Source organism: Micromonospora sp. NPDC047521, from assembly GCF_055587305.1.
Window position 1 is genome coordinate 324,682 of record NZ_JBVJGN010000004.1, and the last position, 20,323, is coordinate 345,004.

The following is a 20,323-nucleotide window of genomic DNA, read 5'->3' on the forward strand; positions in this document are numbered from 1 at the left end:
CGCAACGACCTCACGACAGGCGAGGCAACGCGGAAACGGTCAGTGTGGCCTCGAATCGGGAATTACTGAACACGCGGCCATAGTCCGTCCTAATTGCGTGAATCACCGCTAATGAGCTGATACCGTCTGCCGAACTGCTTCGAGCGCCCTGAGCTCGGCATTCGCGACCAGTTCCGCAAACCCGATCGCCTTCGTCGCCGCGCCCAAGGAAACCCGATGGTGAAGAACCCTCTCCGCGCGATCGCCGCGGACCTGCGCGCACTTGGCGGATCCGCGCCGCTACGCGCCGCGTACGAGACCTCCAAGCGCACCGGATTCCACGCCGTCCTGTTCCGCGCCCAGGCACACCGCCACCACCCCGCGGCGCCGGTACCGCTGACAAACGCGCTGCCGAGCAGCGACCAGGCCCGGCAGCGCTGCCTGGACGACGCCCGACGTGTCCTGCACGACGGCCTGCGGGTCTTCGGCGCCCGGGTGGCCACCGGCGTGTCGGCACCGTGGTGCACCGACCCCCTGACCGGGCAGCGGTGGCCGGCCGACGACCCGTGGTGGCGCATCGACATCCGATCCGACGCGCGACTGTCCGACGTGAAGCACATCTGGGAGGCGGCACGCCACCGTGACCTGGTCGTCCTGGCGCGCGCGGCCCGTCTCGACCCGGACGGCCCCTGGCAGGACGGCCTCGACGAGCTGCTGCGGTCCTGGTGCGACCAGTCGCCACCGGAGCGGGGTGTGAACTGGTACTCGAGCCTCGAACTCGCCCTGCGCGCCATCGCCTGGAACCAGATCCTGACGCTGGCCGGCGAACGGCTTCCGCGCGAGGTGACGACCGCCATGGACCGGCTGCTGCTGGCCAGCGCCCGGCACCTGATGGTCGAGCTGCCCTACACGGTGAGCAGCATGCGCAACAACCACATGCTCGGCGACGCGCTCGGGCTGATCCTGCTCTCCCGGATGTACCCCACCGCCCGACGCGCACGGTGGTGGGCAGGCACCGGGGAGAGGATGTTCGCCGCCCAGCAGCGCCGGCACTTCGGACCCGACGGTCGCATGATCGAGGATTCGGTGTCGTACCACCGCTTCGTCCTCGAAATGCTCACCGTGCGGACGCTGCTCGGCGGTGCGCCGGCGAGCGTCCTTCGTGACCTGCGCGCGGCAAGCCTGCACCTGGCCCGGCTCGGCGTGTTCGACGGGGACGTCCCGCAGTACGGCGACTGGGACGAGGGGCGGGTGCTCGCCTCCTCCGGCGATCCGCTGGACGTGGCCGGCTCGACCGCGCTCGGGCTCGCGCTGTGCGGTGAGCGGCTGCCGGCACGGTGGTACGCCGACTTCGACGAACTGGCGTGGTACGCGCCGGCACCCGCGCGGGACGCCGCCGGGGACGGGTTCGCGGCGACCACCCGGGGACGGTCGACGACCTCCGGCGGCATCGCGGTGGTCGGCCGGGGGCCGTGGCGGGTGTGGTTCAAGGTGGACGGCGGGCCGTCCCACGGGCACGCCGACCTCACCTCGGTCTGGATCAGGCACGGCGGGCACTGGCTGGTCGCCGACCCGGGTACGGGCACCTACAACGGGCCACTGGAGGTGCGCAACGGGTTGCGCACCTCGGCCGCCCACCCGGTACGACGGCCGGACGGGCGGGACCAGCTCGTCCCCCATCGCGCGTTCCGCTGGTGGCACACCGCGCGTGGGCACCTCGGGCCGCCGCTCGACCTGCCGGACCGCACCGTCCTGTTCGGTTGGCACGACGCGTACGAGCGCGGCGAGCGCCCCATCCGTGTCGGCCGCGCCGTCGTGGTTGCCGACCAGTACGTGGCGATCGTCGAGTTCGTCGACCCGCCGGCGTCCGTCGGGACCTGGTCGCTCACCGTCCCGCTGCACCCCGAGGTGGTGGTGGAGAACGACACACTGGTCGCCGGTGACACCAAACTCCACCTCTTCGGGCTGGACGGCCACGAGACGGTGCGGGGACGGTCGACGCCGTTCGCGGGCTGGCACAGCCGGACGTACGGGCGCTGGGAGCCGGCGACGTGGATCACCGCCGAGAGCCGGGCCGACACCACCGTGTGGGGGTTCGGCACGGTGGCCGGGCCACCGCCCGCACCTGACGCCCTCGACGGTTACGCCTTCGAGGTGACCTGGAGCGAGAGCGGCGCCTCCCTCGCCGTCACGCACCTCGCGTCCGGGACGGTCCGACACGTGGGAGCGCCGCGATGACACACCGCAGAGTCCTCGTCCTCAACCACTTCGCCGTCCCCCCGGGCCAACCCGGCGGCACCCGGCACGTCGAGCTGTTCAGCCGGCTCCCCGGCTGGACGTACGTGATCCTCGCCGGCCGGCGCAACATGATCACCGGTGCGCCGCAACTGCCGGAGCCGGGATTCCATCCGGTGGCCGTGACGCCGTACCGGGGCAACGGCCTGGGTCGGGTGGTGAACTGGGTGAGCTACGCGGTGACGGCCACGGTGGCCGGCCTGCGGCAGCCCCGCCCCGACGTGGTGTACGCGTCCTCGCCGCACCTGCTGGCCGGCCTCTCCGGCTGCGTGGTGGCGACACTGCGGCGCACCCCGTTCGTCCTGGAGGTGCGGGACCTGTGGCCGCGCGTGCTCGTCGAGATGGGCACGTTGTCGGAGACGTCGCTGGCGAACCGCGCGCTGGAGCGCCTGGAGCGGTTCCTGTACCGGCGCGCCGACCGGGTGGTGATCATGGCCCCGGGCGTCCGGGAGGCGATCGAGGGCAAGGGCGTGGCGCCGGACCGGATCGCGTTCATCCCCAACGCGGCGGACCCCGAGGACTTCACCCCCAGCGCGGACCGCGACGAGCTGCGCCGCCGGTACGGCTTCACCCGCCGCACCGCCGTGTACGCGGGGGCGCACGGCCCGGCCAACGGGCTCGACCTGCTGCTGGCCGCCGCCGAGGCGGTGCCCGAGATCGACGTCGTGCTGGTGGGCTCGGGCGTGGAGAAGGCGCGCCTGCAAACCAGGGCGCGCGGCATCCGTACCGTGCGGTTCCTGGACCCGGTGCCCAAGACCGAGATCCCCGATCTGCTGCACGCGGCGGACGTCGGGCTGCACGTGCTCGCCGACGTCGAGCTGTTCCGGGCCGGGGTGAGCCCCAACAAGGTGTTCGACTACATGGCGGCCGGCCTGCCGATCGTCACCAACAGCCCGGGAATCGTCGGTGACCTCGTCATGGGCGCCGACTCCGGGTGCGTGACCCCGCCGGGTCACCTCGCCCACGGCCTCGCCCAGATGGTGCAGGCGAGCCCCGACGAGTTGACGAAGATGGGCGCGGCCGGCCGTCGCTGGATCCGGGAACACCAGTCCCGCTCGGCGATGGCGCTCGCGCTCGCGCGACTGCTCGGCCCGCTTGTCAACGGCGGGGACGAGGCGGCACGCTGATCCGCTCGGCCGTCAGAGGGTGAAGCCGGTGCTCACACTGCTGTCCGCGTCGAGCTGCGTGGGCAGACGCGACGGCTGCTCCTCGGCGCCCATCAGGGCGGCGACGGCGGACAGCGCCGCGCGGGTCGTACCCAGCGACGCGTCGAGTTCGCCGTCGTCGGACGCGTCGCCGGCGATCACCGCCCGCGTGTGGGCGAGCAGCTCCCGGTGTCCCTTCCCACCGGACACCCGCTTCACCTCGCGACCGTCGATCTCCAGGCGCTGAAAGTCGTCGATCAGTATCGTGCGCCCCCGGCCGAGGATCTCCAGACGCTCCTTGGGCGTACGCCGGTGCCCACCAGTGGAGTAGGTGATCGTCGCGGTGGACCCGTTCGGGTAGCCGAGCAGGACGCTCACGTCCTCTTCCAACCCCGGCTCACCACGACCACTGCCGTACGCGGACACGACCCGGGGCTGCTCGCCCACCAGCCACGACGCGAGGTCCAGGAAGTGGCACACCTCGCCACGGACGCGGCCGCCCTGACGCCGGTCGTGGTACCAGTGCGAGTCGGGCAGCTGCCCGGCGTTGATCCGGTACGCGACGGTCACCGGCCCGGAGCCGGCGGCCAGTGCCGTCCTGGCCGCGAGCACCATCGGCGCGTGCCGGCGGTTGAAGCCGACGAACAGGTGCCCGGGGTTGCGCTGGTACGCGGCCGTGACCTCGTCGAGTTCGTCCTGTGTCAACGCGAGCGGCTTCTCCACGAACACGTGCTTGCCGGCGTCGAGCGACTGCACCACCAGGCGGGCGTGCGAGTCGTGGCGGCTCAGGATGAACACGACGTCGACGTCGTCGCGGACCAGCAGATCCTCGACGGTGGGCGCCACCACGCCGATGCCGTTGCGCTCTGCGGCGTGGCGGGCCGACAGACCCTTGGCGGACGTGATGGCGGCGAGGTCGTCCGCCCAGCCCGCGGCCTTGAGCGCGGGCAGGAACGTCGCCCTGGCGTAGTTTCCGGCCCCGATGAGGCCCGCCCGGGGCGACGCGGAGGTGCGGCGCGGCCGGATCGGAATGGTGTGCCGGGACGGCTGCGCGGGAGCCGAGTAGTCGAGCTGCACGGCGAGCGAACGCGGATCCGACGCCAGCACCTCGTACGCCGACGTCGCCCGCTCCACGTCGAAGACGTGGGTGACCAGGTCGTCGACCGCGACCCGTCCGCTTGCCACCAGATCGAGGTACGCCTCGATGTTGCGTCGCGCCGTCCAGCGCACGTGGCCGATCGGGTAGTCGATGCCCCACTCCTCGTACGCCCGGTCGTAGCGGCCGGCGCCGTAGCTGCGGGCGAACCGCAGATCCAGCTCGCGCTCGTAGAACCGCCGACGGTCGAGGTCCAGGCCGACGTCGCCGACCACGACCAGCCGGGCACGGTCGCGGGCGATCTCGGCGCTGCGCGCGACAGGCTCCGACGAGGCTGTCGCCGCAGTGATCAAGACCGCGTCGACGCCCCGACCACGGGTCAGTTCCCGGATCTGTTCGGTGGTCGCCGCACCTGCCTCGACGAGACCGACCGCGCCGCCGCCTCCGGCCAGGTCGGCGGTCCACTGGCGCAGGTCGATGCCTATGACGGTGAGGCCCGAGGCGAGCGCCAGGCGTACGGTCAGCTGCCCGACCAGGCCGAGGCCGACCACGGCGACCGAGCCGCCGAGCCCCACCTCGGCCTGCCGCAGACCCTGCAACGCGATCGCCGCCACCGCGCCGAACGCGGCCGCCTGGTCCGACACCGCATCGGGTACGGGTACCGCGAGCAGACCCGGCACCGCCTGATACTCGGCGTGCCCGGCGGACGCGGTGGCCACCCGCATACCGGGGCGGATCCCGTCGGTCGCGGCGCCGGCGGTGACCACGACACCGGCGGCGCTGTACCCGAGTGGCATGTCCTCGTCGAGCCGGCTGCGTACCGCCGCGAGCGTCGAGCGCACCCCGCCGGTGCGCGCCCGGTTGACAACCTGGCGGACGAGGTCCGGCCGCGCCCGCGCCTTGCGCAGCAGACTCGCCGACGCCAGCTCACGCACGGCCCGCTCGGTCCCCGCCGAGAGCAGGGACCTGCGGGTGGCGACGAGCACCTCGGTCGGGCCGGGCTCCGGCTGTGGAACCTCGACGACCTTCAGCTCGCCGGCGGACACGGACTGGACGATCTGCTTCACGTGGGGCCCGCCTGCCATCAGGGAGTAGGAACATCGCTCGCGGCAGGGCACCCTCGGGCAGCGCAAACCGCAACGCATCCGTCATTCGACATTGTATAGAGAGCACAGGCATCAAACTGGATAACTTGTACTATTGCCGCGTCGCTCCTGATTCGCGTCGGCCACGAGGAGACACATGCCAGCCGGGATCGTTCTGCACGTCACGGGCGCTCGACCCAACTTCCCCAAGGCGGCGCCCGTGGTCCGCGCGCTCGACAGGCACGGCGTCCGGCAACGCCTCGTCCACACCGGACAGCACTACGACGAGCGGATGTCCGAGGTCTTCTTCCGCCAACTGCGCCTGCCCGAGCCGGACATCAACCTCGGCGTCGGGTCGGGCAGCCACGCCAGCCAGACCGCCCGCGTGATGACCGGTCTGGAGGAGCTGATGGTCGCCGAACGGCCCGCGCTCACAGTCGTGTACGGCGACGTCAACTCGGCACTCGCGGCGGCTCTCGTGGCATCCAAGTTGGACATCCCGGTCGCGCATGTGGAGGCGGGCCTGCGCAGCTTCGACAGGTCCATGCCCGAGGAGATCAACCGCGTCGTCGTCGACCACGTGGCAGACCTGCTGTTCGCCACCAGCCCCGACGCCGTGACCCACCTGCGTGACGAGGGCATCGCGGCGGAGAAGATCCACCTGGTCGGCAATCCGATGATCGACACGCTGCTGGCGAACCTCGACCGCTTCGACGTCGCCGGCATCCGCGCCGCGCTGTCGCTCCCCGAGCGCTACGTGGTGGCGACACTGCACCGGCCCGGCAACGTCGACGACCCGGCGGACGTCGTCGATCTGGTGAAGGCGATGCACGCCGTGGCCGACCACCTGCCCGTCATCCTGCCGCTGCACCCGCGCGGGCGGCGGCAGCTCGAGAACGCGGGCCTGCTCTCGCACCGCGCGCTGCGCGTGGTCGAACCGCTGGGCTACCTGGAGTTCGTGAGCCTGGTACGTGGCGCGGTGGTCGTCGTCACCGACTCCGGTGGCGTGCAGGAGGAGACGACGATGCTCGGCGTGCCGTGTCTGACCCTGCGACCCAACACCGAGCGCCCGATCACCATCACGCACGGCACCAACCGGCTCGTCACCCGCTCGACGCTCGCCGACGCCGTGGCGAACACCGTGGCGGCGGGACGGCAGACCCTGCGTCCCACACCACCGATGTGGGACGGCGCGGCAGGCAGACGCATCGCGGAGATCATCGCCAGGGTGCTCGGTTAGCCGGCCCCGGCGCACCTTCGACGTACGCCGGACGGGTCCGACGCCGATGTGGTGAGCTGTACGGGTGTCGGGGCTGGGACTTGTGCTGCACCCCACCCGGGATGTCACCGAGGTGGTCGGGATCATCGAACGGTGGGCGACGCGCCACCACAAGACGCTCATGGTGCGTGCCGAGGACAAGCATCGGGTACCGGCCAGCGTCGAACCCGTACCGGAGGGCGAGGTGGCCGCCCGCGCCGACGCGTTGATCAGCATCGGTGGTGACGGCACGATGCTGGGCGCGCTGCGCTCCGCGATCCACGACCCGAAGCCGGTGCTCGGCGTCCACCTGGGTCGGCTCGGTTTCCTGGTGGAGGTCGAACCGCCGGAGCTGCCCGACGCGCTGAGCCGGTTGCTGTCCAAGGACTTCACTGTCGAGTCGCACGCCTGCCTGGCCTGCGACGTGTGCGGTGACGACGTCGTGGCGTTCAACGACATCGCCCTGGTCCGCAAGCCCGGTTCCGGCTTCGTCTCCGCCACCCTCGCGGTGGACGGCCAGCAGTACGGCTACTACCGCGCCGACGCCGTGGTGGTGAGCACGCCTATCGGCTCCACCGCGTACAGCTATGCCGCCGGCGGGCCGCTGATCTCCCCGGCGGCGGACGCGGTGGTGGTCACCCCGTCGGCGCCGATGGCCGGCATCTCCCGGTCGGTGGTGCTCTCCCCGGACGAGAAGATCCGCCTGGAGTTGGAGCCCCACTCGTCGTCGGTCGTGGTGGAGGTGGACGGGCTGGTGCTGCGCGACGCGGCGACCGAGGGGGCGGTGGACATCGGTTACCGCCGCAACGCCGGCCTGGTGGTCCGCTTGGACCCGCTGCGCTACCAGGAACGCAACCAGCTGAAGATGGGCCTGCTGGACCTGCCGTTCCTGCCGGAACAGCTCCGTGAGCTGCTCCCGCAGGAACTCCGCAAACCGCAGGAGGACATCCCCCCGCCCTGCTGACCCACCCCGGCTCCCGGAAGGCGGGCCCACGGGGGTCAGGACTGGGCCAGGGCCTTGTCCACCAGGCTCTTGGCCTCCTGCTGGATCTGCTTGAGGTGATCGGGGCCCCGGAAGGACTCGGCGTAGATCTTGTAGACGTCCTCCGTGCCGGAGGGCCGTGCGGCGAACCAGCCGGTTTCGGTGCTGACCTTCAGACCGCCGATCGGGGCCCCGTTGCCGGGCGCGGTGGTCAGCGTCGCGGTGATCGGCTCGCCGGCCAGCTCGGTGGCGTCGACCTGCTCCGGGGAGAGCTTGCCGAGCACCGCCTTCTGCTCCCGGGTGGCCGGCGCGTCGATCCGGGCGTACGAGGGCGCGCCGAACCGTTCGGCCAGCTCCGCCCAGTGCTCGCCCGGGCTGCGCCCGGTGGTGGCCAGGATCTCGGAGGCGAGCAGGCAGAGCAGGATGCCGTCCTTGTCGGTGGTCCAGGTCGAGCCGTCGCGACGCAGGAAGGACGCCCCGGCGCTCTCCTCACCGCCGAAGCCGACCGCGCCGTCGAGCAGGCCGGGCACGAACCACTTGAAGCCGACGGGCACCTCCAGCAGCGGCCGCCCCAGGTCGGCGGCCACCCGGTCGATCATCGAGGACGACACAAGGGTCTTGCCCACCGCGGCGGCCGGACCCCACTCGGCGCGGGTACGGAACAGGTGCCCGATCGCCACCGCCAGGAAGTGGTTGGGGTTCATGAGGCCGGCGTCCGGCGTGACGATGCCGTGCCGGTCGGCGTCGGCGTCGTTGCCCGTGGAGATCTGGTAGTCGGCCCGGGCGGCGATAAGCGACGCCATCGCGTTCGGTGACGAGCAGTCCATCCGGATCTTGCCGTCGCCGTCAAGCGTCATGAACCGCCAGGTCGGGTCGACGGTCGGGTTGACCACCGTCAGGTCCAGGCGGTGCCGTTCGGCGATCTCCCCCCAGTAGGCCACGCTCGCCCCGCCCAGCGGGTCCGCGCCGATCCGGATCCCGGCGTCGCGGATGGCGTCGATGTCGATAGCCGACGGCAGGTCGTCGACGTAGTGGGCGAGGAAGTCGTACTCCCCTGTTGTGTCGGCGGCCCGGGCCCGCGCGTAGGTGATCCGGCGGACCTCCTTGAGCCCGGCGGCCAGGATGGCGTTGGCCCGGTCCTGGATCCACCGGGTCACGTCGGTGTCGGCCGGCCCGCCGTTTGTCGGGTTGTACTTGAAGCCGCCGTCGTCCGGCGGGTTGTGCGACGGGGTGATGACGATGCCGTCGGCGAGCCCGCTGGTGCGCCCCCGGTTGTGGGTGAGGATCGCGTGCGACAGCGCCGGAGTCGGGGTGTAGCCGTCGCGGCTGTCGACGAGCACGGTGACCCCGTTGGCGGCGAGGACCTCCAGGGCGTCCACGGCGGCCGGTGCGGAGAGGGCGTGGGTGTCCCGGGCGAGGAACAACGGGCCGTCGAGGCCCTGCTCGCGCCGGTAGTCGCAGAGCGCCTGGGTGACCGCCAGGATGTGGTCGGAGTTGAACGCGTTGCGCAGGCTGGAACCCCGGTGGCCGGAGGTGCCGAAGGAGACCTGCTGCGCCGGGTCCGCTGGGTCCGGGTGCTCGGCGTAGTAGGCGGTCACCAGGCGCGGCACGTCGACCAGGTCGGCGGGCTCGGCGGGCTGGCCGGCACGGGGATGGGTCACGGGGGTTCTACCTTCCTGCTGGTACGTCGGTCACGGCTCGACCCGCTGGCCCTTGCCGATGACCACGATGCCGTTGTCGGAGACGGTGTAGCGCTGCCTGTCCTTCTCCAGGTCGACGCCGATCTCGGCGCCCTCCGGGACGAACACGTTCTTGTCCAGGATGGCGCGGCGGACCACCGCGTGTCGGCCGATCTCCACACCCTCCATGAGCACCGAGCCCTCGACGTGCGCCCAGGAGTGCACCCGCACCTTCGGCGAGACGATCGAGTTCTCCACGAGTGACCCGGAGATCACCACCCCGGGGGAGACCATCGAGCCGACCGCGCGGCCGACCCGCTCACCCCACTGGTGGACGAACTTCGCCGGCGGCCACGGTGGCTGCTCCGTGTAGATCGGCCAGTCGAAGTTGTAGAGATTGAACACGGGGTGCACGTTGATCAGATCCATGTGCGCGTCGTAGAACGAGTCGAGCGTCCCCACGTCGCGCCAGTAGCCGCGGTCACGGTCGGTGCTGCCCGGCACCTCGTTGTCGCGGAAGTCGTAGACGTTCGCCTCGCCGCGCTCCACGAGCATCGGGATGATGCTGCCGCCCATGTCGTGCTTGCTGGTCTTGTCCTCCGCGTCGCGTTCGACCGCCTCGCACAGCGCGCGGGTGGTGAAGACGTAGTTGCCCATCGAGGCGTAGATCTCGTCCGGCGCGTCGGGCAGGCCCACCGCGTCGGTGGGCTTCTCGCGGAACGCCCGGATCTTCCGGCCGTCCTCGCCGACCTCGATGACACCGAACTGGTCGGCCATCGACAGCGGCTGACGGATGCCGGCGACGGTCACCGCCGCGCCGGAGGCGATGTGGTCCTCCACCATCTGCCGGGGGTCCATCCGGTAGATGTGGTCGGCGCCGAAGACGATCACGTAGTCGGGCTGCTCGTCGTTGATCAGGTTGAAGCTCTGGTAGATGGCGTCGGCCGAACCGGCGAACCACCACGGGCCACGACGCTGCTGCGCGGGCACCGGGGTGACGTAGTTGCCGAGCAGCGTGGACATCCGCCAGGTCTTGGTGATGTGCCGGTCGAGGGAGTGGGACTTGTACTGGGTCAGCACGACGATCTTGAGATAGCCGGCGTTGGCCAGGTTGGAGAGGACGAAGTCGACCATGCGGTACATCCCGCCGAACGGGACGGCCGGCTTGGCCCGGTCCGTGGTGAGTGGCATCAGGCGCTTGCCCTCCCCACCCGCCAGGACGATCGCGAGCACCTTGGCAGCCATGCCCCGACGCTATCCACCCGCGTCGGACTTCACCACTCGTACGGGGAGTCTTCTGCACTAGGGTGCGGGGTCATGACGGAACCCACCCCGCTGCGCGTCGACCTGCTCACCCGCGAATACCCGCCGGAGGTCTACGGCGGCGCGGGCGTGCACGTCGAGTACCTGGCCCGGGAGTTGCGCCGCCACACCGACGTCCGGGTGCACTGCTTCGGTCAGCCGCGCACCGAGCCGGGTGTCACCGCGTACCCCGAACCGCCCGGCCTGACCGGCGCGAACGCCGCGCTGCGCACGATGGGCGTCGATCTGGAGATGGCCGCCGGGACGGCGGGCGCCGACGTGGTGCACAGCCACACCTGGTACGCCAACCTGGCTGGGCACACCGCGAAACTGCTGCACGGCGTGCCGCACGTGGTGACCGCGCACAGCCTGGAGCCGCTGCGTCCGTGGAAGGCCGAGCAGCTCGGCGGCGGTTACGCGCTCTCGTCCTGGATCGAGCGCACGGCGTACGAGTCGGCCGACGCGATCATCGCGGTCAGCGGGGGGATGCGTAACGACGTGCTCACCGCCTACCCGCAGATCGACCCGGACCGGGTGCGGGTGGTCTACAACGGCATCGACACCGTCCAGTACGCCCCGGACGCCGGCACCGACGTGCTCGACCGGCTCGGCATCGACCCGGCACGACCCAGTGTCGCCTACGTGGGAAGGATCACTCGGCAGAAGGGGCTGCCGTACCTGCTGCGCGCCGCCCGCGAGCTGCCGGCGGACACGCAGCTCGTGCTGCTCGCCGGCGCGCCGGACACGGCCGAGATCGCCGCCGAGGTCGAGGAGTTGGTGGCCGAGCTGCGGGCCAACCGGTCCGGCGTGGTCTGGGTGGCCGAGATGCTGCCCAAGCCCGAGGTGATCCAGGTGCTCACCCACGCCACCGTCTTCGTCTGCCCGTCCGTGTACGAGCCGATGGGCATCGTCAACCTGGAGGCGATGGCCTGCGAGACGGCGGTGGTGGCGACCGCCACCGGCGGCATCCCCGAGGTCGTGGCCGACGGCGAGACGGGCCTGCTGGTGCCGATCGAGCAGGCCACCGACGGCTCCGGCACCCCGCTGGCGCCGGCCCGTTTCGTGGCCGACCTGGCGGCGGCGATCAACACGCTGCTGGCCGACGCGGCGCGCACCGAACGGTTCGGGCTGGCCGGGCGGCGGCGCGCGGTGGAGCACTTCTCCTGGGACGCCATCGCCCGGCAGACGCTCGACGTCTACCGCTCGCTGCTGCCGCAGGGCCGCTGACGGAGAACGCCGCCGGACCGCGCCCGCGCCCGCGCTAGATCAAACTGCCGAGCCAGAGGCCGAGCGCGGCCAGCACGAGGCTGGCGCAGAGGCTGCCGAGCACGTTGAAGGCCTCGACGGCGGCGTTCCTGCGCAGCAGTCCCAGGGTGTGCCACTCCTCGGTGGAGAAGGTGGTGTACGCGCCGAGGAAGCCAACCCCGACGACAGTGGCGAAGTCCTGCGCGCCTGCGGCTGTGTGTTTCACCGCGTAGCCGGTGACGATGCCGAGCACGAAGGCGCCGGAAACGTTGATCAGAAAGGTGCTCGCCGGGAAAGCCTTGCTGGACCCGGTGGCCCGTCTGCTCCACCACGGCTTGACCAACGCGTCGACGCCGGCGCGGCTCAGCGCCCCGAGCCCGCCGGCCAGGAACACGCCGATGCCCACCCACATCAGGCGCCCCTCCCCGCCGGACGCCCCACCCGCATTTCCGCGAGGCGGGCGCCGAGCGCCGCCGCGAGCACCCCACCGACGATGGACACGACCAGGTAGACGATGCCGATTCCGCTGCGCCGTGCCCCGATCAGTTGGTCGGACTCGACGATGAAGTGCGACCACGTCGTGAAGCCGCCGATGAGCCCGGTCGAAAGGAACGGCTTGCCCCACGGGCCAGGCAGCCGGTGCGCCGCGAGCAGCGTCATCACGGCGCCGAGGGCGAAGGCGCCCACCATGTTGATCACGAAGGTGACCCACGGGAAGTCAGGTGGCGTGGACGGTGCGAGCCCCAGCCCCAGCAGGTACCGCAGCGTGGCACCGATACCACCGCCCACGACTATCGCGAGGACTGTCATGCACCCATTCACCCACCGGCGATCTCGCCGAAACAGCGGGCTGCGCGGGTATCACCCGATTGGTCCGGCTCAGATCGCCGTTCCCGGCGGGGACTTGAGCAGTGACGTCGCCTCGGCGACATGACCACCACGCCCATCGCGTAGCGCGCTGGCGGCGATGCGGATCAGGTCGATGTTCACGCCTGCGGCACCACTCGGATCATGCACCTTCAGTTTCACGTCGAGGCTCACCGAGGTCTCACCCCAGCCCTGCGCCTCAAGGTTGAGGTGCGCCACCTTCTGCGACGCGAGATGCGGCAGGTAGCCGAGCGGGGCCACCTCCACGCGGTCAGCCGCCGACAGGGCGTTGAGCTTGGACTGCTTCTTGGTGGTGGGGTTCTCGACCAGGTTGCGGAAGTCTTCGGTGCCGCCCAGATTGACCTGGTAGGAGCTGACCAGAGTGAGGCCCCGTTCCCGCAGCAGCTGCAACAGCGCGTTGTGCAGCACCGAGGTGCCGAACTGGCTGGCCAGGTCATCGCCGATCAGCGGCAGACCGGCCGCCTCGAACCTGCCCATCCACTGCGGATCCCGGGCCACCGGGTCGGAGGTGGTGTTGACGAACGCCAGGCCCGCCTGGTGCGCGGCTTCGGCGTACGCCCGTGCCGTCTCCGGCCGGCCACTCGGAGCCGAGTAGAGCAGCACCTCAGCCCCGGCCAGCGCCGCCGCCACCCGGTCCACCCCGCTCGCGTCGACAAGCCCTTCGGTGACGGGGACACCTGCCTCGGGCAGGTCGCAGTCGAGCCGGGGGAAATTGTTGGGCGGCAGGAGGATCGCCTCGGTCAGGTCCCTGCCGATCTTCTCCGGGGAGGTGGCGAAGGCCGCGACGAACTCGATGTCGCCCACCGCGAGCCCGTCGACGATCGGCCTGCGGACACCCACCAGCCTCCCGCTGTGGCGGTGCAGAGCGATCCCCTGCACCAGCGCGGACGTGTTGTTGCCGACGCCGACGACAGCTACCTTCACCCGTTGGATCATGGCCGGAGGCTATGTCACTCTCCGGCCTACGGTGGCGCCCTGATCCGCTGCGACCCGACCACTTCCGGTGCCGAAAAGTGTCGTACACCTGTCCTAACCTGTGGTCGTGTTGGATGCGTTGGAGCAGGCTGAGGCCGCGGTGGCGGTCTGCTTCGACACGGCCAGCTGGGCCGCCGATGAGCGCGACATCGTGGCGGCGCTGGACGCGACGCATCGGCTGGAGCAGCGCCTGGCAGCGGTCAAGCTGAGCCTCGTACGCGAGCTGGACGGTCGAGGCACCGCCACCGCGCAGGGCGCGTCCTCGACGGCGGTGTGGCTGCGGTACCGGCTGCGACTCGGGGTCGGCGCCGCCCGGCGCCTGGTCGAGCTGGCCGCCACGCTCGACGCCGCCCCGTCCGGGGTGCGCGATGCGCTGGCCGCTGGTTCGGTCACCGTGGAGCAGATCCGGGTCATAGCCGACACGGTCGAGACCGTGCACAGCGCCGCCGGCGCGGAGGCCGCCGACAAGGCAGTCGGTGTCCTCGTCCACTGGGCCGCGCAGTTCGACGCCGCCCTGCTGCGCAGGCTCGGCACCCGGATCCTCGACCACGTCGCCCCGGACGTCGCCGACGCCGCCGACGAGGCGGCGCTGCGGGCGCAGGAGTCGCGGGCCGCCCGGGACCGGCACATCACCATCAGCGAGCAGACCGACGGCCGGCTACGCCTCGCCGGCATCCTCGACACCGAGGCCGCCGCCGCGTTGCGCGCCGCCATCGACCCGCTCACCACGCCCACCGGCCCCGACGACACCCGCACCCCGACGCAGCGCCGCCACGACGCCCTGGCCGACATCTGCCGGCTCGCCCTTCGGACCGGTGAGCTGCCCGAAACCGGCGGCGACCCCGCCCAGCTCGTCGTCACCACCACCTACGACGGGTTGGCGCGGCAGTTGGGCGCGGGAGCCCTCGACACCGGCTTACAGCTCACTCCCGAGGTCGTGCGTCGGCTCGCCTGCGACGCCGCCGTCCTACCCGCCGTTCTCGGCGGCGCCGGGCAGGCACTCGACGTCGGTCGACAACGACGCCTCATCAGCGGTCCGTTGCGACGGGCCCTGGTGCTGCGCGACAGGGGTTGCGCCTTCCCCGGCTGTGACCGCCCGCCCCGCTGGTGCGACGGTCACCACATCCGGCACTGGGCCGACGGCGGCGACACAAGCCTCGCCAACGCCGTTCTGCTCTGCGGTCACCACCACCGACACCTCCACCACGGCGACTGGGCCGTCCGCCTCGGCGGCGACGGCCACCCCGAGTTCATCCCACCCGCCTGGCTCGATCCCGGGCAGGTCCCCCGCCGCAACCACTACCACCTGCGCAGATAGGCCCGGAAACCCCACCGCCAATGCGACGCTTCCCAGGCGACGGCGAGGGTGGCCGCCACACGACGGCGACCAGCTTTCGCACCGCAGGCCGGTCGCGCACCTCGCTGTGGGCGGCGCGTTCCGCGTCGATCAGCGCCCTGCCCGCGCGGAGCATGTCGCCGACCGAGGCGTACGCGCGGGCCACGTCGCGCGGCACGATCTCCAGTGACAGCGGCTGCTCCAGTGACAGCGGGCTGACGGACGGCTGGAGGCCGTGAGCAGGGTCAGTTGGTCGGGGTCGTCAGCGTCAGGGTCGGAAAGTACGTGCGGTATCGCGCCCCGTCACGGGTCAGCAGGTTGTATCGGCACACGGCAGCATGCGCGCCGATGTAGAAATCGGCGAGCGGCGACCGTTTCACGCCGCCCAGCCTGCGGTATCGCGTGTACGCCTTGCCGGCGAGGAAGCCCGCCAGGTAAGGCAGCTCCTCGCGAAGGAAATCTCCCGCCGGCAACGCCTCGTCCAGCTCTTCGATGCGGTCGAAACGAACCGACACCTCGGCATAGACGATGGGATTGATCACCAAGTTGCCCGTGTCGCGGGCTTCGGCGAGGGCGCTTCCGGACCAGTCCGCCCACTTGGGGTCATCGGTGAGGATGTCCAGCAGCACGTTGGTGTCGACCAGGGTCGTCGTCGCGTCCGGTGAGCGGGCAGGGAGGGCGCGGAGCGGCCGCTGGAGAGCGGACGAGCGTGCTTGGCCGCGCGCGAACGGATCTCGCGCAGTAGGTTGGCGGGGTGACTGGACGGTTCCCGATCGAAGACGTCTCCCCCGTCGTCTCCTGCGGGCGATACCCGGCCAAGGCGGTGGTCGACGAACCGGTTCCGGTGTCGGCGCGCGCCTACCGGGAGGGGCACGACGCGCTGGGCTGCAACGTGGTGTGGAGCGGCCCGGACGGCGAAACCCGGCCGTTCACCCGGATGCGTCCCGGCGAGCCCGGCCAGGACCGCTGGCACGCCACCATCGCACCGGACGCGGTCGGCGAGTGGACCTTCGCCGTCGAGGCGTTCCAGGACCCGTACCTGACCTGGCAGAACGCGGTGACCAAGAAGATCGCCGCCGGGCAGGGGCCGGCCGAGCTGGCCAACGACCTGGCCGAGGGCACCCGTGTGCTCGCCGCCGCCCGGGACCTCGTTCCGGCGACCGACAGATCCCGGGTCGCCGACGCACTCACCGCGCTCGCGGACACCGACCTGACCCTGCCGCAGCGCGTCGGTCCGGCGCTGGCCCTTGCCGACCTGCTCTGGGAACACCCGGTGCGGGAGCTGGTGACCGTCGGCGACACGTACTCGATCTGGGTTGACCGCAAGCGGGCGCTCTTCTCCGCCTGGTACGAGTTCTTCCCGCGCTCCGAAGGAGCGGCGGGCGGTCGGTCCGGCACCTTCGCGACCGCCACGAGGCGGCTGCCGGGTGTGGCCGCGATGGGCTTCGACGTGCTCTACCTGCCGCCGATCCACCCGATCGGCCGGGTCAACCGCAAGGGCCGCAACAACGCGCTCACCGCCGAACCGGACGACGTGGGCTCGCCGTGGGCGATCGGCGCCGCCGAGGGCGGCCACGACACGATCCACCCCGACCTGGGTACGCCCGCGGACTTCCGGGCCTTCGTCGAGGCGGCGGCGGCGCAGGGCCTGGAGGTGGCGATGGACCTGGCGTTGCAGTGCGCGCCGGACCACCCGTGGGTCGCCGAGCACCCGGAGTGGTTCACCACCCGGGCCGACGGCAGCATCGCGTACGCGGAGAACCCGCCGAAGAAGTACCAGGACATCTACCCGGTCAACTTCGACAACGACCCCGAGGGCATCCGGGCCGAGGTGCTGCGGGTGGTGCTGCACTGGGTCGGCGAGGGCATCCGGATCTTCCGGGTGGACAACCCGCACACCAAGCCGTTCGACTTCTGGCACTGGCTGATCGCCGAGGTGAAGACCGTCGACCCGGACGTGCTGTTCCTGGCCGAGGCGTTCACCAGGCCGGCGATCATGCACGGCCTCGGCAAGATCGGCTTCACGCAGTCGTACACCTATTTCACCTGGCGCACGACGGCCGCGCAGATGCGGGAGTACTGCGAGGAGCTGGTCGCGTCGGCGGAGCACATGCGGCCGAACTTCTGGCCGAACACGCCTGACATCCTGCACGAGTCGTTGCAGCACGGCGGGCCACCGATGTTCAAGATCCGGGCGGTGCTCGCCGCGCTGCTCTCCCCCTCCTGGGGCCTGTACGCGGGCTACGAGCTGTTCGAGCACGTGGCCCGGCCGGGTGCCGAGGAGTACCTGGACAACGAGAAGTACGAGCTGCGGCCCCGCGACTGGGCCGCCGCCGAGGCGCAGGGCCGCTCGCTGGCGCCGTTCCTGACCACCCTCAACCGGGTACGCCGGGACAACCCGGCCCTGCACCAGCTGCGCAACCTGCGGTTCCACGAGATCGACAACCCGGCGCTGCTGTGCTGGTCCAAGCACGACCCGCAGACCGGCAACACGGTCATCGTGATCTGCTCGTTCGACTCGCGCGAGGTGCAGTGGGGCAACACGACACTCGACATGCCGGCGCTGGGCTTCGACTGGCACGAACGCTTCACCGTGTACGACGAGCTGACCGGCACCAGCTACGACTGGGGTCAACGCAACGCGGTGCGGCTCGACCCGTACCTGCAACCCGCGCACGTGCTGACCGTGCGTCGGCCGGCCCCACCGACCCAGCCGCAGCTGGCAGGCACCGAGCCGACGGACCTCACCGTCGCCGAGGTGCCGGACGACCTCTCCGGCGGCACCGCGCCGACAGCTCCCGCGCCGACAGCTCCCGCGCCGACTCCGCCCCGCCGGTCGGGCCCGGTACCGACCCCGCCGCGCCGGTCAGCGACCCGCCCGCCCGCCTCCGCACCGACCGACGCCGCCCCGAAGGACGCCCGATGGACCAGCTGATCTCCGGCGCGACGCACGACCCGCACGCGCTGCTCGGCGCGCACCCCGCCGACTCCTCGACGACGATCCGCACGATGCGCCGGGGCGCCGGCGACGTGGTGCTGCTCGTCGGCGACGAGCGGCACCCGATGAAGCGGGTGCACGACGTGGGCGTCTTCGAGACCCAGGTCGAGGGCACCGTGCTCGACTACCGGGTGGAGGTCGACGGCACCGCGCACGACGACCCGTACCGCTATCCGCCGACGCTCGGTGAGCTGGACCTGCACCTGATCGGCGAGGGCCGGCACGAGCGACTGTGGGACGCCCTGGGCGCCCGGGTCTTCGACGAGGGCGTGGCGTTCAGCGTGTGGGCGCCCAACGCAGGCGGGGTCCGGGTGGTCGGCGACTTCACCGGCTGGGGGCCCGACGACGGCTGGCCGATGCGCTCGCTCGGCTCCAGCGGCGTGTGGGAACTGTTCGTGCCCAACGCCCGCGTCGGCGCCCGGTACAAGTACCGGGTGCTCGGCGCCGACGGGCAGTGGCGGGACAAGGCCGACCCCCTGGCCGCGTACGCGGAGGTGCCCCCGGCCACCGCCTCGGTGGTGTACCACTCGACGTACCTGTGGAACGACGCGGACTGGCTGGCCCGCCGGGCCGAACGGCAGCCGCACCAGGAACCGATGAGCGTCTACGAGGTGCACCTCGGTTCGTGGCGACCCGGGCTGAGCTACCGCGAGCTGGCCGACCAGCTCACCGCGTACGTCACCGAGTTGGGCTTCACGCACGTGGAGTTCCTGCCCGTGATGGAGCACCCGTTCGGCGGTTCCTGGGGTTACCAGGTCACCGGCTACTACGCGCCGACCTCCCGCTTCGGTGATCCGGACGAGTTCCGGCACCTGGTCGACCGGCTGCACGCCGCGGGCATCGGCGTGATCCTGGACTGGGTGCCCGCGCACTTCCCCAAGGACGAGTGGGCCCTCGGCCGCTTCGACGGCACCCCGCTCTACGAGCACCCCGATCCGCGCCGTGGCGAACACCCCGACTGGGGTACGTACGTCTTCGACTTCGGCCGCAACGAGGTGCGCAACTTCCTGGTCGCCAACGCGCTCTACTGGTGCGACCAGTTCCACGTCGACGGGCTACGTGTGGACGCGGTCGCCTCGATGCTCTACCTGGACTACTCCCGCAACCACGGCGAATGGGCCCCCAACCAGTACGGCGGCCGGGAGAACCTGGAGGCCATCGCGCTCATGCAGGAGGTGAACGCGACCGTCTACAAGCACCACGCCGGGGTCGTCATGATCGCCGAGGAGTCCACCGCCTGGCCGGGCGTCACCCGCCCCACCGCCGACGGCGGGCTGGGCTTCGGCTTCAAGTGGAACATGGGCTGGATGCACGACACCCTGCTCTACACCTCGAAGGACCCGATCTACCGCCAGCACCACCACCATCAGCTCACGTTCTCCCTGGCGTACGCCTGGAGCGAGAACTACGTGCTGCCGATCAGCCACGACGAGGTCGTGCACGGCAAGGGCTCACTGGCCGGCAAGATGCCCGGCGACACCTGGCAGCGGCTGGCGAACGTCCGGGCGCTGCTGGCGTACATGTGGGCGCACCCCGGCAAGCAACTGCTCTTCATGGGCTCCGAGCTGGCCGACGACCGCGAGTGGAGCGAGGAACGCGGCCTCGACTGGTACCTGCTGCACGACCCGGCCCGCGCCGGCGTGCAGCGCCTCGTCGCCGACCTGAACCGGGTCTACCGGGACACCCCGGCGCTCTGGGCACAGGACACCGAGCCCGCCGGGTTCCGGTGGATCGCCGGCGACGACGTCGCCAACAACACCGTCTCGTTCGTCCGGATCGCCCCGGACGGCTCGACGCTGGTCTGCGTGGCGAACTTCTCCGCCCAGCCGCTGCACGACTACCGGATCGGCCTGCCCGCCGGCGGGACGTGGGCCGAGGTGCTCAACACCGACGCCCACCACTACGGCGGCTCCGGGGTGGGCAACCTGGGCGAGGTACGCGCCGAGGACGTCCCGTGGCACGGCATGGTCGCCTCGGCGGCCCTCCAGGTCCCCCCGCTCGGCGCGGTCTGGCTGCGCAGGGGATGACCGTGCGCCCGTGCGGGGGCGCCGAGGCAAACC

At 71.3% G+C, this 20,323-nt stretch carries 16 protein-coding genes; 9 read left to right on the forward strand and 7 right to left on the reverse strand.

What is annotated here, in order from left to right; genetic code table 11:
* The first annotated feature begins 216 nt into the window (after nucleotides 1-216).
* Both ACZ6N8_RS12235 and ACZ6N8_RS12240 read left to right on the forward strand, forming a co-directional pair.
* The gene (locus ACZ6N8_RS12235) at nucleotides 217-2,217 is read left to right on the forward strand and encodes a heparinase II/III domain-containing protein (protein WP_466009555.1); all 2,001 of its coding nucleotides are present in this window, start codon (nucleotides 217-219) and stop codon (nucleotides 2,215-2,217) included.
* Nucleotides 2,214-3,401, forward strand: coding sequence for a glycosyltransferase family 4 protein (locus tag ACZ6N8_RS12240; RefSeq protein WP_466009557.1), 1,188 nt, complete (start codon nucleotides 2,214-2,216; stop codon nucleotides 3,399-3,401). The genes ACZ6N8_RS12235 and ACZ6N8_RS12240 overlap by 4 nt, the downstream gene beginning before the upstream one ends.
* A gap of 12 nt (nucleotides 3,402-3,413) precedes the next feature.
* Here the strand turns inward: ACZ6N8_RS12240 and ACZ6N8_RS12245 are convergent, their stop codons facing one another.
* The gene (locus tag ACZ6N8_RS12245) at nucleotides 3,414-5,582 is read right to left on the reverse strand and encodes a bi-domain-containing oxidoreductase (protein WP_466009559.1); all 2,169 of its coding nucleotides are present in this window, start codon (nucleotides 5,580-5,582) and stop codon (nucleotides 3,414-3,416) included.
* 175 nt (nucleotides 5,583-5,757) lie between these two features.
* Here ACZ6N8_RS12245 and wecB point away from each other — a divergent pair, with 175 nt between their 5' ends.
* Together wecB and ACZ6N8_RS12255 are read left to right on the forward strand one after the other, a co-directional pair.
* On the forward strand, nucleotides 5,758-6,840 hold the full coding sequence (gene wecB, locus ACZ6N8_RS12250) for a non-hydrolyzing UDP-N-acetylglucosamine 2-epimerase (RefSeq protein ID WP_466009561.1): 1,083 nt from the start codon (nucleotides 5,758-5,760) through the stop codon (nucleotides 6,838-6,840).
* Nucleotides 6,841-6,913: 73 nt separating this feature from the next.
* Nucleotides 6,914-7,822: an NAD(+)/NADH kinase gene (locus ACZ6N8_RS12255; protein WP_466009837.1), complete on the forward strand. Its 909-nt coding sequence runs from the start codon at nucleotides 6,914-6,916 to the stop codon at nucleotides 7,820-7,822.
* Between the two features lie 35 nt (nucleotides 7,823-7,857).
* Here the strand turns inward: ACZ6N8_RS12255 and pgm are convergent, their stop codons facing one another.
* Both pgm and glgC read right to left on the reverse strand, forming a co-directional pair.
* A complete protein-coding gene (pgm, locus tag ACZ6N8_RS12260; protein WP_466009563.1) occupies nucleotides 7,858-9,501 on the reverse strand; it encodes a phosphoglucomutase (alpha-D-glucose-1,6-bisphosphate-dependent) in 1,644 nt (547 codons plus the stop codon).
* A gap of 30 nt (nucleotides 9,502-9,531) precedes the next feature.
* Nucleotides 9,532-10,764, reverse strand: a complete 1,233-nt coding sequence (glgC, locus tag ACZ6N8_RS12265; protein WP_387113827.1) for a glucose-1-phosphate adenylyltransferase — start codon at nucleotides 10,762-10,764, stop codon at nucleotides 9,532-9,534.
* A gap of 72 nt (nucleotides 10,765-10,836) precedes the next feature.
* Here glgC and glgA point away from each other — a divergent pair, with 72 nt between their 5' ends.
* A complete protein-coding gene (gene glgA / locus ACZ6N8_RS12270) occupies nucleotides 10,837-12,048 on the forward strand; it encodes a glycogen synthase (RefSeq protein WP_466009565.1) in 1,212 nt (403 codons plus the stop codon).
* Between the two features lie 34 nt (nucleotides 12,049-12,082).
* On the opposite strand, the gene ACZ6N8_RS12275 is transcribed toward glgA, so the two are convergent.
* The 3 genes from ACZ6N8_RS12275 to ACZ6N8_RS12285 all read right to left on the reverse strand — a co-directional run bounded on the left by ACZ6N8_RS12275 (nucleotide 12,083) and on the right by ACZ6N8_RS12285 (nucleotide 13,890).
* The gene (locus ACZ6N8_RS12275) at nucleotides 12,083-12,478 is read right to left on the reverse strand and encodes a fluoride efflux transporter FluC (RefSeq protein WP_466009567.1); all 396 of its coding nucleotides are present in this window, start codon (nucleotides 12,476-12,478) and stop codon (nucleotides 12,083-12,085) included.
* Nucleotides 12,478-12,876 (reverse strand): fluoride efflux transporter FluC, encoded by a 399-nt coding sequence (locus ACZ6N8_RS12280; RefSeq protein ID WP_466009568.1) that lies wholly within the window; start codon nucleotides 12,874-12,876, stop codon nucleotides 12,478-12,480. Before ACZ6N8_RS12280 ends, ACZ6N8_RS12275 begins: the two co-directional genes overlap by 1 nt.
* Nucleotides 12,877-12,945: 69 nt before the next feature.
* The gene (locus ACZ6N8_RS12285; RefSeq protein WP_466009569.1) at nucleotides 12,946-13,890 is read right to left on the reverse strand and encodes an inositol-3-phosphate synthase; all 945 of its coding nucleotides are present in this window, start codon (nucleotides 13,888-13,890) and stop codon (nucleotides 12,946-12,948) included.
* Nucleotides 13,891-13,996: 106 nt separating this feature from the next.
* Here ACZ6N8_RS12285 and ACZ6N8_RS12290 point away from each other — a divergent pair, with 106 nt between their 5' ends.
* Both ACZ6N8_RS12290 and ACZ6N8_RS12295 read left to right on the forward strand, forming a co-directional pair.
* Entirely contained in the window at nucleotides 13,997-15,247 is a 1,251-nt protein-coding gene (locus tag ACZ6N8_RS12290; RefSeq protein ID WP_466009570.1) for an HNH endonuclease signature motif containing protein, read from the forward strand.
* A 20-nt stretch (nucleotides 15,248-15,267) separates the two neighbouring features.
* Complete coding sequence (locus tag ACZ6N8_RS12295; RefSeq protein WP_466009571.1) at nucleotides 15,268-15,504, forward strand: hypothetical protein; 237 nt, start codon at nucleotides 15,268-15,270, stop codon at nucleotides 15,502-15,504.
* A gap of 6 nt (nucleotides 15,505-15,510) precedes the next feature.
* Here the strand turns inward: ACZ6N8_RS12295 and ACZ6N8_RS12300 are convergent, their stop codons facing one another.
* Nucleotides 15,511-15,909, reverse strand: coding sequence for a type II toxin-antitoxin system VapC family toxin (locus tag ACZ6N8_RS12300; protein ID WP_466009839.1), 399 nt, complete (start codon nucleotides 15,907-15,909; stop codon nucleotides 15,511-15,513).
* A 110-nt stretch (nucleotides 15,910-16,019) separates the two neighbouring features.
* Between ACZ6N8_RS12300 and ACZ6N8_RS12305 the strand changes: the two genes are divergently transcribed.
* The gene (locus tag ACZ6N8_RS12305) at nucleotides 16,020-18,200 is read left to right on the forward strand and encodes an alpha-1,4-glucan--maltose-1-phosphate maltosyltransferase (protein ID WP_466009573.1); all 2,181 of its coding nucleotides are present in this window, start codon (nucleotides 16,020-16,022) and stop codon (nucleotides 18,198-18,200) included.
* Nucleotides 18,188-20,290: a 1,4-alpha-glucan branching protein GlgB gene (gene glgB, locus ACZ6N8_RS12310; protein ID WP_466009574.1), complete on the forward strand. Its 2,103-nt coding sequence runs from the start codon at nucleotides 18,188-18,190 to the stop codon at nucleotides 20,288-20,290. Before ACZ6N8_RS12305 ends, glgB begins: the two co-directional genes overlap by 13 nt.
* Nucleotides 20,291-20,323 lie beyond the last annotated feature (33 nt).

Coding starts and splice junctions, on each gene's coding strand:
- glgB (WP_466009574.1), top strand. CDS start 18,188: ATGGACCAGCTGATCTCCGGCGCGACGCACGACCCGCACGCGCTGCTC.
- wecB (WP_466009561.1), top strand. CDS start 5,758: ATGCCAGCCGGGATCGTTCTGCACGTCACGGGCGCTCGACCCAACTTC.
- ACZ6N8_RS12240 (WP_466009557.1), top strand. CDS start 2,214: ATGACACACCGCAGAGTCCTCGTCCTCAACCACTTCGCCGTCCCCCCG.
- ACZ6N8_RS12275 (WP_466009567.1), bottom strand. CDS start 12,478: ATGTGGGTGGGCATCGGCGTGTTCCTGGCCGGCGGGCTCGGGGCGCTG.
- ACZ6N8_RS12280 (WP_466009568.1), bottom strand. CDS start 12,876: ATGACAGTCCTCGCGATAGTCGTGGGCGGTGGTATCGGTGCCACGCTG.
- ACZ6N8_RS12235 (WP_466009555.1), top strand. CDS start 217: ATGGTGAAGAACCCTCTCCGCGCGATCGCCGCGGACCTGCGCGCACTT.
- glgA (WP_466009565.1), top strand. CDS start 10,837: ATGACGGAACCCACCCCGCTGCGCGTCGACCTGCTCACCCGCGAATAC.
- ACZ6N8_RS12285 (WP_466009569.1), bottom strand. CDS start 13,890: ATGATCCAACGGGTGAAGGTAGCTGTCGTCGGCGTCGGCAACAACACG.
- ACZ6N8_RS12295 (WP_466009571.1), top strand. CDS start 15,268: ATGCGACGCTTCCCAGGCGACGGCGAGGGTGGCCGCCACACGACGGCG.
- glgC (WP_387113827.1), bottom strand. CDS start 10,764: ATGGCTGCCAAGGTGCTCGCGATCGTCCTGGCGGGTGGGGAGGGCAAG.